Genomic DNA, 17,196 nt, shown 5'->3' with positions numbered 1-17,196 from the left:
TAATAAATTTTCCGAAAGATAACGGCTATTAATCATTTCTCTAGCTATAATCGTTAAATGATTGATTGCATTGGTTTAATTATGGTACAAGTTTCCAATTCTTTAATACTTAACTTTAAGTCTTCAATAAAATCACCACACACTGTCATTGACATTGATGGTCTGACTACAATGCGACTGATCGTGGTGTCTTCTCGATTTTTAGGTAATGGATACGCAGGAACTTGCCAGCCATGTTTAGACAACACTGACTCTAAATCGTATAAAGACCATGGAACATCCATATCCTCTCTCAGCTTCCAACAAACGATAGGTAATTGAGACCCGTCATTTATAATTTCAAAAAATCCTGTATTTGAAATTTCGTTTGAAAGTTCTAAAGATACTTTTCGAACACCTTCCATAATTTTTTTATAACCATAATACCCAAAACGAATAAAGTTGTAATACTGTGCAACAATGTGTGCACCACTATGAGAAAAATTAATCGCTATCGAATCCACTCGATCGCCTAAATAAGCGACTTCAAAACGCATACTTTTAGGTAAAATGTCGTAATTATTTTTCCGCCAAACAATCCAACCAATTCCTGGATATACCATTCCATATTTATGTCCCGAAACATTGATTGAAACCACGTTTTCCAGTCTAAAATCCCAAGGTTCAAATCCATCCATAAAAGGAGAAAACAATCCGCCAAATGCAGCATCAACATGAATACGTAGTTCAACTTTTGCTGTTCTATTGTACTCGGAAACCAATTTATCTAATGTTGCAATATCATCCACTGCTCCTGTATAAGTTATTCCGTGAATGCCTATGACTCCGATAGTGTTCTCATCAACATGATTCATAACCGAACTAGTGTCCAAAGACATATGCTTTTTATCGACAGGTACCGCTCTTAATTCAACATCCCAATATACACAAAATTTTTCCCAGACAACTTGGTATCCAGACATAATTACTAAATTCGGCCGATGATTTTTTAAATCTAAAACATCTATTCCAACTTTTGAAGCACGCTCTTTCCATGACTTCAAAAGGGCCAAACCTCCTAACATACATCCTTCTGAAGAGCCAACTGTCGAAGTACCAATAAAATCTTTATTTAATTTTTTAGAATCCCCGATATTCCATAAATGAGCAATCATACTAATGCAAGCATTTTCTAATGCCGCAGTTTTTGGATATTCTGATTTATCGATAGCGTTTGTATTCAAACTATCTAAAATCAATGCATCGGCCTGTTCTTCCATTTGGGTTGTGCAAAATGTGGCTAAATTTTGATTTGCTTTCGCTTCATTCAAGCGAAAATGTTTGATTAAATCTCTTGCTAAATTTGCATACATTGGACCTTCTGGCAATTTAGTATTCGGTAATAACTCCTGAGAACCTTCACTTCCTAAAAAAGAAGCCTCTAAATATTTTTGATAATCTATTGATGTTGTCATCCTATTCTCTCCTTATAATGAATCATTATTTTGTAATGCTGACTTCCAACTCTTTCTTTTTTTGTACATTAAGAATGGAATAATAAGAACTATTACAAAAGCAGTTAGTAACATTAAAAGATACGCATGCTTTTCATTTGTAGGCAAGGTTTTATCAGGAACGAACGAGACAACAAACCCAAGTAGAGACAATAAAAACCCTACTATGCCAACTAAATATTTTATAAATTTAGATTTTGTGAAACTATAACTAGGAATTAATCCTTCATCTTTTTTTGTCTGGAGCACGATATAGCCAATAAACATCATCATGTACATCAAAGTATATATAGCAACCGTCAAACTCATCGCAGTTCTAAACGATAAGTTATCTTTCGAGCCGCCAGCGCCAAAAGTTAATAGTGCTCCCATTATTGAAACAATTACTCCTTGTAAAATCATGATATTTGTAGGGATATTATAGTCATTCACCTTAGAAAATCGTTTTGGTAAAAATCCTTCTTTTGCTGCTTCATACATACCAGTATTCGGGCCTACTACCCAGCTGCTAATTTCTCCTAATACACCTGTTGCAAGAAGTATTCCTGAAAGTTTTTCAATAATAATCCCATGACTTGCAATAGAATCTAATAATCCACCAAATGCATACACTATCCCGTTACTGAGTATAATTTTTTCGTTTGGAATGGTCATCGCAATTGCCATCGATCCCACAATATCAGAAACCACAGCACAGATTCCCAAAGACAGCATTACTTTGGGATATGATGCTGGATTTTTTAAATTTTTAACATGTGGCGCTGAACCTTCTGCACCTGCAAAGGCTAGAATAAATGGTACAAAACCAATTAGTGTTTGAATACCTAAGCTATGAGGCATGATTGTATGCCAATTAATCGTTATATAGTGATTATGACCTTGGATCAAATAAATAATAAACATAACTAACAGAATCAAAATTGGAAGAATCACTCCAATGGTAAAACACCATTGCGCAATTTTCCCAGTAATTCTCGTCCCATGTTGTTGTAGAGCAATTAACCCCCACAAAATAATCATCATCAAAATAAATTTAACTATAGGGTTATCATTGATAATTGGTATATTCAATGAAGCGCTAAAACAGCCAATAATAAAGTACATCATCGTATTAATTCCAACTGTTATATGGATCCATTGATAAAATAATGCTAGCCAACCATTTTTTTCTCCCAGTGTCCCTTTTACCCACGTAAATATTCCACCTTTTTCCCATCCATCAATAGAGGCCATTTCTCCTGAAGTTAGTATCACAGGTAAAAACCATAAAACAGCGGCTAAAAATAAAAAGAAAAAAGCACGTGGTCCTTGTTTCGCAAAAGCAGCAAAACCATAAACCGTCATAACCATAGATGTTGTCATTGAAAACAACTGAAGCGAGGTAATCTGGTTACGACTATCTTTTTTATTTGATTCGTTACTCATTCTTAAATTGCTCCTCTTCATGCATCTTTTTAGTTGTGCTATTTTGCAAAATAGACTGCATTACGACTTACTATATGTTTACTTCCTTTCTTTTTCATTGACATTACATTTAGTCAATTCTGATTTGAGCTGTATACTAGCTACGCTAATTATATTAGTATGGTTGAACATCTATGTATAACGATTATTTTTCATATTAAATATTCTAAAAAGGAATATTTTCTTTTTAACTAGATTTAACAGCTATGAAAAATGAAAATAAATAAGTCGAAAAATACTCTTAGATCTTTATATATCAATAAAGAAACATCAATCATAAGGATTTTTAACGGATCAAAAAATAGACAAATTTAAAAAAAACGATTCTAAATAACTAAATCAAACAACGATAAAAACTTGATGAGCATTGTTTTATTTTATCCCTATGCTATAATCAGCGCATGTATTCAATAAGTTAATAAAACGATTAATTGTTAATTTTTTCTTACATTTTTTTACGGAAGGAAGCTGGTTCTATTGATTTTCTACACAGAACAAATAAAATTCTTTATTTTATAAGAGGTAAAAATTGGAGGGATAGACTTGAGAAGAGAAAAAATAGAAATAACCGGAGAAGTTCGAGTAAGATACGCACCAAGTCCAACAGGGTTTTTGCACTTAGGAAATGCCCAGTCTGCTCTTTTTAATTATTTGTTCGCTAAACATTACAAGGGCACCTGGGTTTTAAGAATTGAGGATACTGATTTAAAAAGAAATGTACCCCACGGTGAAGAAAGTCAAATGGAAAATCTCCATTGGTTAGGTATCGACTGGGATGAAGGGCCAGATAAACCAAAAGAAGAATTTGCACCTTATCATCAAAAAGAGCGTGTTTCTTTATATCATAAGTATGTTCAACAACTATTAGATGCAGGGTTGGCCTACAAAGATTATGCAACTGAGGAAGAACTAACTGAGTTACATGCTCAACAAATAGCAGCTAAAATTGCTCCCCACTACGATGGTCGTTGGTATGGCGCAACAAAAGAACAAATAAAAAAAGCCGAAGCTGAAGGTAGAAAACCAACAGTTCGTCTTCACTTGCCTAAAAATCATGTCTATTCTTGGGATGATATGATTAAAGGGACTGTTTCTTTTAACTCTGATAATATTGGCGGAGACTTTATTATTGAAAAAAGTAACGGGATGGCAACCTATAATTTTGCAGTCGTAATTGACGACTACTTAATGAAAATCAGTCATGTACTTCGTGGCGACGATCACATCGCCAATACGCCGAAACAACTTGCTGTTTATGAAGCATTAGGTATCCCTCAACCACTATTTGGTCACATTACATTAATTTACAGTTTAGAAACCCACAAAAAATTAAGCAAGCGTGACAAAAATACCTTACAGTTTATTAGTCAATACAGAAAATTTGGTTATTTAAACGAAGCATTAGTAAATTTCATTGCTTTTTTAGGCTGGTCCCCTATTGGCGAAAAAGAGTTGTTTACTAGAGATGAGCTAATTGAAGCTTTTGATATTCATCGAATGTCTGCTTCCCCTGCTTATTTCGATCAAAAAAAATTAGACTGGATTAATAGTGAATACATTAAAAAAATTCCAATTGCTGAATTAGCCAATCGAATAGTAACTTTAATAAATGTAGCTGAAACAGATACAGCATTAAAATTAAAAGAGCTAAAAATGCAAGAGAATCTAGATTTTATAAAAAAAGTGATTCAACTTTACCGTGCTGAAGCAAAAACACTAATGACTTTTATGGAAAAAATTTATTTTATTAAAAATTCAGATAGACACAAATTTTCCTATGCAGACTTAGCAGAATTTGATAAAAATAATGTCCATAAAATTTTATTAGTTATGCAAAAAGAAATCCAAAATGCTGTTGAACCAATTGACTATGACTCCATTCTATTGGCTATACAAAAAGAAACTGGCCAAAGTGGTCGAAATCTCTATATGCCATTAAATGTTGTTTTTACAGATAATAAATCTGCCCCACAAATAACTGAACTGTTAGCTATTATGCCAAAGCAAAATGTTGAAATTATGATAACTAACGCCTTAAAGTGGTTAAACCAATAACAAATAATTATTTACGAATTAATTTAGATAAGCAATGTTAAATGGAAACTTTGACCAGTAACCAAAGCTTTCTATTTATCATTGCTTATATTTTTTCAGAAACAACTGATTTACTTGAACTATTAATTTTTAAATGAGGATGTGTTTTTATGAATCTGGAAGATATATCTATTTATTGTAAAATCTGTCAAGAAGAAACTTTTTTTAAAGCATCTGAACATGAGCATATGTCACAATCAGCAATTTCTAAAACTATTCTTAGATTGGAAGATTTTCTTGGCAAAAAGTTAATCGAGCGTAGCCGTGGAAAACATAAAATTACTTTAACTCATGATGGAGAAATCTTTTTGAATTATGCAAACAAAATTGAAGAAACAATTACTGAAATGAACAAGTATTTTCTATTAAACGATTTCAGACATATCCCGATACTTATAACCGATTACGCAATGGAACAAAATATTTCTAAAATTTTTGATCAATACGAAAAATTATGTCTGTTTAAAGAAGATACTTGTAGACAACTTAATGTCCAACAAGGAGAGATTCGAATAATAGAAAGTCCAATTAAATTAGATTCCAATCCTCATTTTGAGACAACCTTATTTTACCAAGAAGAACTCTTTTTGGTTTGTTCAAAAGATAATACATTAACTGACTATTCAGATTATCGTGCGCTATCTTTCATTCAAAGCCAGGTTAATCCCTCTCTAGCTCATAGCGTACAAATTTTTTTCGATTTGTATAAAATACCGAAAAATAATATAGTCATTCGAGAAGATTTAAAAATTGTTAAAAACATGCTGACTCTCAGTAACCGTGTTACCATTCTCCCAGCAAGTTTTATTGGCAGTAATGATGGACTTCAAAAAATACCCTTAGCCCACAAACTTTTTTACTATCACTATTTAGTCAACAGCACAACAATGTCTGCAAAAGAACAAGAAGTTTTAGAGCTGATAAAAGATAAATTATTGAGTTTGGAATCAATTACCGTTAAATAGCATTCATAGATCTTGCTAGAATAAAAAACCTCCAAACAGTATATAATTTGGAGGTTTTCTTAGTTTTGAAATGAACCTTAAACTATAGAATACAACTATGATAATTGGGAATAAAGAACTAACATAATATATCTACTTGCCATTTCTCCTGACAATTTTTTTATTCTCTACTTCTTAAAATCTAGTTCCGTATAAGAGATTTTGAAAAACTTTTTTATTAATAATAAATTGAACAATACTCCAAAACGAATAAACTTTTACCATTTTATTTTTTTCTTTTATTCTTATTTCTCTTTCTCATAAGTACTAACGTTATTTGAGTGACTGTGCCAGCTACAACTATTCCTATCACAGAAATTAAAACGGATGTGCGTTCTAAAATAATATGAAAATGATTTAATATTATTGCTAATAGTGATATCAAAATAATGACTCCATAAAAAATTTTTTGTGAAAAAACCCATTTTGTTTTTGAAGCCATGCTTTCTTTAGTTCTGAACCCAATACCAGCATTTTGACTATTATCAAAAAAAATAATATTGATTAATAACACCACCGCCACAATTAAAATAAAATAACTATAAATATTCACTATATTTCCTCCTATCTCAGAGCTAATTGTTCAATCAGTTACATTTACATATTAACTTTACTACTGGGAACATTATTAAAAATGAAGTGTATTCAACTTGAATGACCTACTAAACTTCTAAAAGTGATCACAATAAACAAAAGAACCTATAAGGCTTACCTTGTTGGTTCTTCTCTATTAATAACTTATAGCAGTTGTTTTTTTATGTTTTATTTTTATCAAAGTTTTTTAATTTTTCTTTATACTATCAGCACTTTTTGTTTGTAAATCTATATACGATACAGGTAATCCAACGTTCTTTATTTTTCATCAATATATGCTATATCCATCTCATTTAGATTATATGCCTTCATTAATATCAAAAATCACTAACAATTTGAACTCCTATAGGTATTTCTTTTTTATTGGTAATTTTTGATAAACAATACTCCTATATCGTTAATTAAATACTTCCACCGGCTAGTAATGATACAGGTAATATATAATCTTTACTTATCTTTTCACCCTTAATTTTTTTTAATAAAACGTCAACTATTAACTTTGCAATTTCATCAATGGGTTGTTTAATTGTAGTCAATTGTGGTAAAAAATCTTCAATAAATGATGTTCCGTCATACCCAATGATTTTCACATTTTCTGGAATATTTAGGTTGAGTTTCTGAACAATTTTTATAGTAAGAATGGCTGTTAAATCATCTGAAATAAAAATTCCATCTGGTTTGTTATTCGAAATGATTGATTTAATTTCCATTTCTCGACGAATAGTAGACAAGCTATTAGGAACTTTAAAGACCTTTCCACCTGGAATTTGGAAAGAAAATCCTAAAGCACGTAACCCTGTTGGAGAGTCGGTATTGTCATTTCCAGTAATCATAATAATGTTTTGACAACCACTTTTTTGTAAAATACTCGCTGCCAATTTACCACCTTCAAAATTATCTGATGCGATAATAGGAACATTTGGTGCTAAATTTCTATCAAAAGCAATAATTGGCGCTTTAACGCGCTCGTAGTCAGAAATTCCAAGATTATGACTAGAAGAAATAATACCATCGACTTGATTTGCTTCAAGCATTTCAAGATATTCACGTTCTTTTCCAGGATCATTTTCGCTATTACAAATGATTGCTTTGTATCCTTGTTTAAATAATTCAATCTCAAGATATTCAATGAGTTCCGCATAAAAGATATTACTAATGTTAGGAAAAATGAGACCTACTAGTTTAGGTGATTTTCCTTGTAACCCACGCGCTAAGTTATTTGGCTTGTATCCTAAAGTTTTCATAGCTTCATGGACTTTTTTCTTGGTTTTTTCCGACAAGTAGCCTTTGTTATTAATGACACGTGATACAGTTGTCGGGCTAACTCCAGCTAATTCAGCTACATCTGTTAATTTTGCTACCATATTAGTACTCCAATCCAAAGTATTTTCCAATAGGTTCTCCTGATTTTATTTGAATACCATTTTGATACTTCTCAGGAAATACACGACTGGTAAATACTTTCTCTCCTTTATTAATAAAAATTTCAATGATTGAGTTATCTACAAAAATATTAGCAATTGTTTCTTCAGTATCTATTAAGCATTCACGAGTCGTACCAAAATCAATTGCATATTGAGTCCCCACTCTACTACGATCTAAAACAACTTTCCCTTTTTTAGTATCTACTGTTAAGCTTAGTCCATTTCCTTTATCATCAGCAAAAAGAAGTAATTCTGATTTCTGATTGGCTGGAAAAGTCAATTCCAGTTCATAAGTATTACTTGTTTCTATTTTTGACGTAAAATCTTCGCAACTAGTTCGCAGTGTCTTAATAGCATCTACAGGGTATTGATAAAGCTTTCCATTATTGATAGAAAGCTCTTTAACAAGACTCATTGCACCTTGATAATCATATTTATCTGTAGGGTATTCAATATCAGGAAGCCCAATCCAACTAACAATTAAAGTACGTCCGTCAGGAGAATTAAATCCTTGTGTTGCATAGACATCAAAACCGTAATCAAGATTTTTAATTTCAGAAGAACCCACAAGCTTTGCATTTTGTTCATCAAAACTTTGAAAAATTTTATAAGTATTTGGATAAATATTATCATAATTAAGTTCTGATTTATCAAGTCCTTGAGGACAATAAATAAGAATTGGTGTTTCATCTACAAATAAAAGGTTAGGGCACTCAATCATGTATTCTGATCCGCCGCTACAAAAATCCAAATTACCTACCTCTTCCCAATTTTCAACATTGTTATTGGAAGCTTGATAAAGTTTTATAATTCCTTTTTTTTCAAGACTTTGTGCTCCAATAATTGCATGAAATTTTCCTTTATAATTAAAGATTTGTGGATCCCTAAAATGATCTGTGACATCCTCAGGCTGATTAATAAAAACATTCTCACATTTTGTAATACTGTAACTTGTATCCATCCATGCTCCTAGTTGAAACGAATTGCGTATCCAATTTTTATTTCGAACATTTCCTGTATAAAATAGAAGTAATTTGCCATCTACTTCATATGCTGAACCAGAGTATGCTCCATGACTATCGTATCTTGTACTCGGAAGAAGTTCTGCTCCTGTCACATAAAAATGAACTAAATCATGTGACTCAGTATGCACCCATTTTTTTAGTCCATGTGATGCTCCGAATGGCCAATTTTGATAGAAAAGTGTAAATTTTCCATTAAAAAAAGAGAATCCGTTCGGATCATTAAGCAATCCTGTTGTAGGTTCAATATGATAGTTAGTATGCCAAGGAGACTGCTTGACATGTTTATTTATTTTTATAATTTCATCTTTACTCCATTCAGAATAGGCACGATATCGTATTTCTCTAGGTAATTTCATCTTCTACTCCTTCAGTATAACTTTTTATTATAAATATAGTAAACGTTTTCTTCGAAAAAATCAATCATTCTATTACCAAATAAAAAAAATATGACAAACGTTTGACATGTTTACGAAATGTGCTAAAATATACGTAATTAAAAAAGCGCTTTCTTTAAAATAAAATGTTATAAAAGGAGCTATTAATATGGATTACACTAAATTAGCTTCCGACATAATTCAAGCAGTCGGAAAAGATAATCTTATCGCTGCTGCACACTGTGCAACGCGTCTTCGTCTCGTGCTCAAAGATGATACAAAAGTTGATCAAAAAGCTTTAGATGAAAACCCCAATATAAAAGGTACATTTAAAATCGATGGGCAGTATCAAGTTATTATCGGTGCTGGAGACGTTAATTTTGTTTATGACGAACTTATAAAAAATACTGGTCTTTCAGAACTTTCAACAGATGGTTTAAAACAAATAACCTATAAAGACAAAAAATTCAATCCAATCATGGCATTAATTAAACTACTATCCGAGATTTTCGTCCCAATTATACCTGCACTCGTTGCAGGTGGATTATTAATGGCATTGCGAAACTTTTTAACCGCCGCTGGACTTTTTGGACCAAAATCAATAGAAGAAATATATCCTGCTATTAAAGGAATTTCCTCAATGATTCAGATTATGTCAGCTGCACCTTTTATATTTTTACCCATTCTAGTAGGAATTTCCGCAGCTAAACGTTTTGGAGCGAATCAGTTTCTCGGAGCTGTAATTGGTATGATTATGACAACACCAGACCTTGGAGGGTCTACTGAGTACTGGAATATTTTTGGGTATCATGTCTCCCAAACGAACTATTCATATCAAGTAATTCCAGTACTAGCCTCTGTATATCTTTTGTCAGTACTGGAAAAATACTTTCATAAAAAACTTCCTTCATCTATTGATTTTACATTCACGCCATTATTATCCGTAATAATTACTGGGTTCTTGACATTCACAGTTATTGGTCCTGTAATGTTATTACTATCTAATGGAATTACAGATGCTATTGTTTGGCTTTATAATGCAGCTGGATTCATAGGGATGGGTATTTTTGGAGGAACATATTCGCTCATTGTAATGACTGGTCTGCATCAATCATTTCCAGCAATTGAAACACAATTACTTTCAGCATGGTCGAATGGTATTGGTCATGGAGATTTTATCTTCGTAGTTGCTTCTATGGCAAATGTAGCACAAGGTGCTGCAACATTCGCTATTTGGTTCTTAACTAAAAATTCTAAAACAAAGAGTCTTGCTTCTTCTGCTGGAGTCTCAGCACTTCTTGGTATTACTGAACCAGCGTTGTTTGGTGTAAACTTAAAATATCGATTCCCATTTTTCTGTGCTTTAATTGGTTCAGGCATTGCTGCAGCAATAGCAGCTCTATTGAAAGTTGTTGCTGTATCGCTTGGTTCAGCTGGGTTCCTTGGATTTCTTTCAATCAATGCAACTTCTATCCCTTTTTACTTGCTGTGTGAATTAATTAGCTTTGCCATTGCTTTTACAGTTACTTACTTCTATGGTAAAACAAAAGCTGCAGGTATCTTTGCAGCAGAAGAAATTACTGAACAAACTGCGGTTAATACTTCAGAAATAATAACAGAATCAACAGTTACTGTTAATGCACCTACAAAAGCAAACACTTTAGTAGAAACGGTTGTTAGTCCCCTTTCTGGTGAAGTAATTACTCTTGATTCAATAAATGATCCGGTATTTTCTTCAGGAGCTATGGGGCAAGGAATTGCTATTAAACCAAATGGAAGTACCGTTTATTCTCCAGTAGATGGCACTGTTCAAACCGTATTTGAAACAGGACATGCTTATGGACTTAAATCAGATACTGGTGCTGAAGTACTGATTCACATTGGCATCGATACAGTATCGCTGAAAGGTAAAGGATTCGCTAAAAAAGTTATTGCTAATCAAAAAGTAAAAAAAGGAGATATTCTTGGAACATTTAATAGTGCAATAATTACAAAATCAGGACTTGACGATACAACAATAGTCACTGTGACAAATACTACAGATTATTCAGAAATAACTCCAAGTTCTAAAGGTAAAATTACTGAAGGTTTATCTTTATTAACAATTAAATAGCTTTTTTGAGATTTAATAGCCCTTCTATATAAATTGTAAGGAAGGGCTATATTTTTAAGTTTCTGGCTGTTATACGGTCCTACCGCAAATACTATAAAATCATATTCATTTATATAATTACATATACTCTATAGCTTCATTACATTTTAACTATAATAATTAGGTGTCTTAAGAACGAGTTTGTTCATATCTACTATACAAATTTTATTATTTTTTATACTAATAATTTGTTCTTTCATTAATTTTGAGAGATGTCGCGTGACGTAAGATCTTGTTACGGATGAAAAAGAAGCGATAATATCATGTGTAATATAACTTGGCATATGAAAACTATTTTCCTTTACCCGCTCTCCTAAACAACAAGCCAAATTTATCAATGTGAAGTTTATTCTTTCAAACCCAACTGAAAAAGCACTTTGCCAATATAAGTATGAGATACTTATATAATATTGAAAATTTAGTCCAAGTAAAGTCAAGCTTTCTTTATAATTTTCTAACAACAATTTATTTGTAATTACTAAAATTTCTGTATCCTGTAAAACAGTTGTAGTCCATTGAATTGGTACTTCTCCAAATAAAGTTGCAAATCCTAGAATCTCATCTTTTGATAAAAGCCCCACGGCTTTTACATGACCGTCACTATCAGAAAAAGAGCGCATAACAACACCTTTTTTAATATAATAAAGGTTTCCTGGCTCAAGAATGTTATCTATTGCAAGCTTTTTTTAAAAGTGAATTTTTTTAAACATGTTTTACCATTGTGTTCTAAAATTTTGTTTAAAAAGGTTTTATTTTGTTCTTTATGAATATTTTTTATATCTTTAATCATGTTAGTACACATTTTGGTCCTCCCTGCATTCCTAAATAAGCCGAATCAACTTCGAACAATTGATTATTAAATGTTGTTACTCATTTCTTTTTGTTAATGTAACTTAAAGACACTAAAATGATACCTATCAGAATGAAATAATCTTCTGTTTTCCAATTTAATTTTGGATAATAGAGGGGCTTTTTATTATCTTCAATCGTTAGGTCAATTTTATCTTTCTTAATCAGTTTATTATTCGACGAATATATAAAGTTCGCGTAATACACACGTTCTTTAACAATTTGCTCTTTACTCCAATCAACAACCGCTCTCTCATTATCATCAGTCCATCCGCCAAAACTAAAGCCGGAATTAGGAATTGCTCTTGGTACCATATAATCTTTTATAAAATTCCCTTTTTGTAAATAAATGGAAGGTGTCCCAACTAGTACACCGTTTTCCTTTGCTTTAAACATTACTTTATATTTAACAATAGTTTTTTGCCCACTATAGATAACTACAGTTTCATTAGCATAAGTTGTAATAAGCGCACAGTTCAATAAAAAACAAAAACTAATTAATAACATTGAATAGCTATATTTTCTTATAAGTCGCACGCTTCCATCTCCTTTTAGGTCAAACTATTTATTCAACAAACAATTTAACATCCCAATAGGCCTGATTTAATTTGCGCTTTACTTTTTGTTTTGTGTATTCATTTTCTGTAAAAGTAAAGGCATGTACATCGATTTTACAAAAATATTCCCCTTTATCTATGTCTTTAAGCACGTCTTTTTCAAGTTTAGGTGATTCTAATGCTTTACCAGATTCAATAAGTTTGGATTCGTAAATTTGTTTTGTTTTACCCTCAACTACAACTGAAATCTTGTATGTAAGAAATACTTTTTTATTAATTTTAGGATTAACTAGTTTGATAGGGAGCTCCTTCTGGTCTTTATTCATCTGCAAATTTTTTTCATAGGCAGGAAAGACAATATATCCAGGTGAAACATCTCTGTACTCGGAATTATACTGAACTGCACCTTGCTCAATCTCTTTGTTCAAGAAAAAATGTTTAAAAATTAAGAAACTTGCCAATATGAGCGTCACAATCCCTATAACACTTACTAAAATCTTTATAGTTCTTTTATTATTTTTATTCATTTACATATCTCCTATTATTAAAAAAATTAAATTCTTACAAACAAATAGAAGATGTAGAAATCATTTTTATTTTTATCTACATCTTCCACTAGCTTAGACGTAATATATATTACTCTTCAATAGCTGTTCTTTGAGCTGTCCATTTCATAGTTGCATCTAAATTGTATTTTGTAAGTGAACGGCCATCTTCAACATTTTTTAAGTCGGATTCAAAACCGATATTTTGGACTGGCTTTTTAGTGCCACTTGTATCTGTTTCGAGATAAAATGGAGTGTACATAGGCAGTGGGGTAGAAGATTTTATGTGTTCAGACTCATCTCCCTGTTCATTTACTAAGCCTACGTTTAACACAGATCCTACTGGAACTTCAGGATTGGTCAACAATAACCTATCTTTTTCTGGATTTATTAGGGTATCTCCACCTGGTACATACGCAATGGTAAAGATGTTCCTTAAGTTCTCATCTTTAAATTCTCCCCCCTCGATATTTGTGATTTTAACTTTGTTAATTGCGACATACGCTTCTGGATATTTGGAATCTTTTTTCAATTCAACTGTAGCCGGTACTTCTAGCCCCCAGCCTGCTGGTTCTACTTCCTTTGTATAAAATACTTTAGTATCCGACTGCTTTTCATCATTTGCAAAAGCAGTGATTGAACCCAAATCTACAGCATTCATTCCTAAAATCGACAATGTTGCAACTCCAATAACTTTTTTGATCATTTAAGATCCCTCCAATATATATTTTTTTATTACGTAAGCATCGTATCATGAACGAATACTTACTAAAAAGTTCCTGAGGAACTAATAAACATAAAAATTGTTTAAAAAATAGACGAAAAAAAAAGTAGAAGCTTTCAAACTTCTGCTTATCTTTGTTTTTTATTGTATAAATTATTTTAGTCTAGCATAGCCAGGAGTATACTCTAAAAAATTAATTTTTACGTCTTTCTTGATGTTAACTGAAGCATTAGAAGAAAGCAACGAACATTCTTGTCAGATTTAGCTTCCTTTTTTGTCACTTTAGTTACACTTAATATCAGAAAGATAAAAACATTTAAAAAATATGTTAAATAAGTGGTATTTCCCTTCGAATCATTATAAATCCGAAGAATCCTATCATCTACTATAAAAGTCTCTGTTTTACTAATATATGAAATAAGGACAGAATATTAATGGAAGTTAATGGAAAACAATCAATTGTTAGCGCATTCATAACTACAATTTAAAACTATTTCCGTTTTAAACACATGTCAATACTTGACTGATTATAAGAAATAAAATTTCTCTTAATTATTACATTACTCGCTAATTAAAAAGAATATACAATAATATTTATAAGCTTCTATTAATCTATATTGGTATTATTTTTGAAACTCAGCTATTCCTAAATTTAAATCTAATTTATTTTATCAATCACCCAATTCTGTTTCTTCTCCAATTTCACCTGATACTGACAAACTAACGTAGCTTTTGTTTCTTGATTCAAGTACTTAACTGAAACTTCGACTCCTAATCCATCCTTATCTTTTCTAAAATCAGGTGTTTCCAGTTCTGAATACAAATAGTTCTTATTTAACGGCTGAACAGTTTTATCTTTTACGTAGTAAGCCAACTCATCCTTAGTTGCTTTCGGATACAACTTGAAGAATGTTTTCAAAAACTTCGTCACTTCATCCCGTGTCTTGGAATCAATAGTACCATCGTTCTCCCATTGTTTCGGATGAAAATTCGATTTTCCTGGTTGACTAGTAATTGTTGGATTTTGAGTAATTGCCTTATCTCCATTATCCTCTTGATGGACAGTGACTTGGTATGCAGAAGAAATAACACTTGCTTTCTTCCCTTCGATTATCCGTTGTTCTACCATGAAGTTCACTTGAAAATCTTGCTTACTTTTCTGAGTGATTTTAAAAATATGAATAGCTTGAACTTGGGAACTCGTAGGAATATCCGTACGAATCAACTCTTGATTCAGCTGTTGAAGTTCTTCTGTTAAATAACCATTGATTTTCTTGGTACGATTTTCAATCGCTGCTTTTCGATTTTCCAAAGTAAAGTAGTCTTCCGCAAAACTTTCTACATAACTTTGAATACCTGTTGTATCCACTAACTTTACTTCTACTTTCACTTTTTCGTGAATTGTTTGACGATCAATCGCAGTAAAATTTTTATAAATTGCAAAGCCTAAACTAAGGCATAATACTGTCCATAAGAATAGAACAGATTTTCGTCTCTTGCCTATCACTAATACGGGGACTTTACGGTTGTTCTTAGTTTTTTTGAGCGTATTCTTTTTTACTTTCTTTTCTCTTTTTGTCTTTTCAATCGTAATCTTCATTTCTTCACACCTTTCATCTTTTCACACGTCCAGCACCAATTAAATGCGCTTGCCAATAACTATCGGTTAAATCACCATATCCAATTGGATCTCCAGCGTTATACATTTTCATCTTTCCTACATAAATTCCCACATGGGTCACGTATTCTCCAGCATCATACGTTGAGTGAAAAAAGACCAAATCGCCAGGCTTTGCTTCTTGAATGGAAAGATGTGTTGTCACATCATATTGGGCTTGTGCTGTTCTTGGTAATTGAATTCCCACTTTTCCATAACACCATTGGGTTAAGCCACTACAATCAAAACTCGTTTCTGGATTAGAACCGCCAAAAACATAGGGATACCCTTGATATTTTAAGGCTTCATCGATAATTTTTTGAACAAGCTTATCATCAAACGTTGGTGCTTCCTGTTTAAGGTATTGTTTCACCAAAAGCACATAAAATTGATTTCCATAAGCGTACCGCCAATAGCCTTTGTCCGCTGCAATTTCATTATGATAAGGAACCTTTCTACCACCTGATTTTTCTTTGGCAAAAGCTGTTGCTAACTCATAGTTATATTTTTTACCGTTTTTTATCACATAATCTAGAAAACCAGAGCCATAATTATAGCTCTGAACCACACTTTCAATATCACTGCTTTCTCGTTTCATCTTAGTCACCATTTGTGAAAAATAGATACAGGCTTGTTTAATGGATGCTTCGGGACTTAAAGAATTAGGAGCTAGACCTAATGATTCGGAACTTTGCATCACATCTTGGCCTTTTCCACCTGTCTCCACTTGCATAATCGCCAATAGGTAATCACTGTATTCACTAATATGATTCTCTTTTGCGTATTTATTAACTAACTTTTGATAGTTAAGGACTTCTTGGCTAACAGATAACTGAGTTTCAGAAGGTTCAGTGGATGCAGAAGAATCTTGATCCGTTGAAAATAGTAATAGACTAGCTAGCAACAATCCTAATAGGCTCAGAAAAAAACTACTTCCGAAACATAGTATTTTTAGCTTCATAAATCATCCCTTCTTCTTCACAGATTTTGTGGAACTATTTTTCCATTTCACTGTATTAGGTCTCATATATTTTGGAGGAGTCATTTGAGTTTTTCGTTGGTGTACTTTTTTGCCTGTACGATTTACTTGGGTCATTTTTCTTTGAGATTTAAGAAGTTGATAGGTTCTTTTTTTATCTTTTAAAGCCTTATTTTTATAGGTAATAATTGGCTGTTTTGGATGATTTTTATAATTCTTTTTGGTTCCTTCTTTAGTTAAAATTCTTCGTTTATTCTTTTG

General features: G+C 32.0%; 14 protein-coding genes. 3 read left to right on the top strand and 11 right to left on the bottom strand.

The genetic code is table 11. The features are described 5' to 3' along the window. Positions 1–53: 53 nt before the first annotated feature. Together gad and MKZ30_RS04040 are read right to left on the bottom strand one after the other, a co-directional pair. Positions 54–1,454 carry a glutamate decarboxylase gene (gene gad / locus MKZ30_RS04045; RefSeq protein WP_075320433.1) on the bottom strand — a complete coding sequence of 467 codons (1,401 nt, stop codon included), beginning with the start codon at positions 1,452–1,454 and terminating at the stop codon, positions 54–56. A 12-nt stretch (positions 1,455–1,466) separates the two neighbouring features. Beyond that, positions 1,467–2,918, bottom strand: a complete 1,452-nt coding sequence (locus MKZ30_RS04040; protein ID WP_202563073.1) for an amino acid permease — start codon at positions 2,916–2,918, stop codon at positions 1,467–1,469. A 582-nt stretch (positions 2,919–3,500) separates the two neighbouring features. Here MKZ30_RS04040 and gltX point away from each other — a divergent pair. Continuing rightward, positions 3,501–5,012, top strand: coding sequence for a glutamate--tRNA ligase (gene gltX, locus MKZ30_RS04035; RefSeq protein WP_202563072.1), 1,512 nt, complete (start codon positions 3,501–3,503; stop codon positions 5,010–5,012). Positions 5,013–5,161: 149 nt separating this feature from the next. Continuing rightward, positions 5,162–6,016, top strand: a complete 855-nt coding sequence (locus tag MKZ30_RS04030; RefSeq protein ID WP_202563071.1) for a LysR family transcriptional regulator — start codon at positions 5,162–5,164, stop codon at positions 6,014–6,016. Between the two features lie 265 nt (positions 6,017–6,281). On the opposite strand, the gene MKZ30_RS04025 is transcribed toward MKZ30_RS04030, so the two are convergent. The 3 genes from MKZ30_RS04025 to MKZ30_RS04015 all read right to left on the bottom strand — a co-directional run bounded on the left by MKZ30_RS04025 (position 6,282) and on the right by MKZ30_RS04015 (position 9,454). Further along, positions 6,282–6,608: an SdpI family protein gene (locus MKZ30_RS04025; protein ID WP_202563070.1), complete on the bottom strand. Its 327-nt coding sequence runs from the start codon at positions 6,606–6,608 to the stop codon at positions 6,282–6,284. Positions 6,609–7,050: 442 nt separating this feature from the next. Continuing rightward, complete coding sequence (locus MKZ30_RS04020) at positions 7,051–8,013, bottom strand: LacI family DNA-binding transcriptional regulator (protein ID WP_202563069.1); 963 nt, start codon at positions 8,011–8,013, stop codon at positions 7,051–7,053. Position 8,014: 1 nt separating this feature from the next. Continuing rightward, the gene (locus tag MKZ30_RS04015) at positions 8,015–9,454 is read right to left on the bottom strand and encodes a sucrose-6-phosphate hydrolase (RefSeq protein WP_202563067.1); all 1,440 of its coding nucleotides are present in this window, start codon (positions 9,452–9,454) and stop codon (positions 8,015–8,017) included. A gap of 187 nt (positions 9,455–9,641) precedes the next feature. Here MKZ30_RS04015 and MKZ30_RS04010 point away from each other — a divergent pair, with 187 nt between their 5' ends. Next, complete coding sequence (locus tag MKZ30_RS04010; protein ID WP_202563065.1) at positions 9,642–11,585, top strand: sucrose-specific PTS transporter subunit IIBC; 1,944 nt, start codon at positions 9,642–9,644, stop codon at positions 11,583–11,585. A 146-nt stretch (positions 11,586–11,731) separates the two neighbouring features. On the opposite strand, the gene MKZ30_RS04005 is transcribed toward MKZ30_RS04010, so the two are convergent. The 6 genes from MKZ30_RS04005 to MKZ30_RS03980 form a co-directional block, all read right to left on the bottom strand. Then, positions 11,732–12,289 carry a Crp/Fnr family transcriptional regulator gene (locus MKZ30_RS04005; RefSeq protein ID WP_283959065.1) on the bottom strand — a complete coding sequence of 186 codons (558 nt, stop codon included), beginning with the start codon at positions 12,287–12,289 and terminating at the stop codon, positions 11,732–11,734. A 205-nt stretch (positions 12,290–12,494) separates the two neighbouring features. Next, positions 12,495–12,980: a hypothetical protein gene (locus MKZ30_RS04000; RefSeq protein ID WP_202563062.1), complete on the bottom strand. Its 486-nt coding sequence runs from the start codon at positions 12,978–12,980 to the stop codon at positions 12,495–12,497. 58 nt (positions 12,981–13,038) lie between these two features. Next, the gene (locus MKZ30_RS03995; RefSeq protein WP_249958786.1) at positions 13,039–13,557 is read right to left on the bottom strand and encodes a hypothetical protein; all 519 of its coding nucleotides are present in this window, start codon (positions 13,555–13,557) and stop codon (positions 13,039–13,041) included. A 109-nt stretch (positions 13,558–13,666) separates the two neighbouring features. Beyond that, on the bottom strand, positions 13,667–14,281 hold the full coding sequence (locus MKZ30_RS03990) for a hypothetical protein (RefSeq protein WP_202563058.1): 615 nt from the start codon (positions 14,279–14,281) through the stop codon (positions 13,667–13,669). Between the two features lie 676 nt (positions 14,282–14,957). Then, the gene (locus tag MKZ30_RS03985) at positions 14,958–15,899 is read right to left on the bottom strand and encodes a conjugal transfer protein (RefSeq protein ID WP_249958785.1); all 942 of its coding nucleotides are present in this window, start codon (positions 15,897–15,899) and stop codon (positions 14,958–14,960) included. Positions 15,900–15,912: 13 nt separating this feature from the next. Continuing rightward, entirely contained in the window at positions 15,913–16,917 is a 1,005-nt protein-coding gene (locus tag MKZ30_RS03980; protein ID WP_202563054.1) for a bifunctional lytic transglycosylase/C40 family peptidase, read from the bottom strand. Between the last annotated feature and the right edge of the window lie 279 nt (positions 16,918–17,196).

Source organism: Enterococcus sp. LX10, from assembly GCF_023539285.1.
In the GTDB taxonomy this organism is placed as follows: Bacteria; Bacillota; Bacilli; order Lactobacillales; family Enterococcaceae; genus Enterococcus; species Enterococcus faecalis.
The sequence above is the reverse complement of the archived record's forward strand: the minus strand, read 5'-3'. Positions and strand labels throughout refer to the sequence as shown.

What these genes read in the sequence shown, in the direction of transcription:
- MKZ30_RS04030 (WP_202563071.1), top strand. Translation starts at nt 5,162, where the DNA reads ATGAATCTGGAAGATATATCTATTTATTGTAAAATCTGTCAAGAAGAA.
- MKZ30_RS04010 (WP_202563065.1), top strand. Translation starts at nt 9,642, where the DNA reads ATGGATTACACTAAATTAGCTTCCGACATAATTCAAGCAGTCGGAAAA.
- MKZ30_RS04015 (WP_202563067.1), bottom strand. Translation starts at nt 9,454, where the DNA reads ATGAAATTACCTAGAGAAATACGATATCGTGCCTATTCTGAATGGAGT.
- gad (WP_075320433.1), bottom strand. Translation starts at nt 1,454, where the DNA reads ATGACAACATCAATAGATTATCAAAAATATTTAGAGGCTTCTTTTTTA.
- MKZ30_RS03995 (WP_249958786.1), bottom strand. Translation starts at nt 13,557, where the DNA reads ATGAATAAAAATAATAAAAGAACTATAAAGATTTTAGTAAGTGTTATA.
- MKZ30_RS03985 (WP_249958785.1), bottom strand. Translation starts at nt 15,899, where the DNA reads ATGAAGATTACGATTGAAAAGACAAAAAGAGAAAAGAAAGTAAAAAAG.
- MKZ30_RS04020 (WP_202563069.1), bottom strand. Translation starts at nt 8,013, where the DNA reads ATGGTAGCAAAATTAACAGATGTAGCTGAATTAGCTGGAGTTAGCCCG.
- MKZ30_RS03990 (WP_202563058.1), bottom strand. Translation starts at nt 14,281, where the DNA reads ATGATCAAAAAAGTTATTGGAGTTGCAACATTGTCGATTTTAGGAATG.
- MKZ30_RS04000 (WP_202563062.1), bottom strand. Translation starts at nt 12,980, where the DNA reads ATGTTATTAATTAGTTTTTGTTTTTTATTGAACTGTGCGCTTATTACA.
- MKZ30_RS03980 (WP_202563054.1), bottom strand. Translation starts at nt 16,917, where the DNA reads ATGAAGCTAAAAATACTATGTTTCGGAAGTAGTTTTTTTCTGAGCCTA.
- MKZ30_RS04040 (WP_202563073.1), bottom strand. Translation starts at nt 2,918, where the DNA reads ATGAGTAACGAATCAAATAAAAAAGATAGTCGTAACCAGATTACCTCG.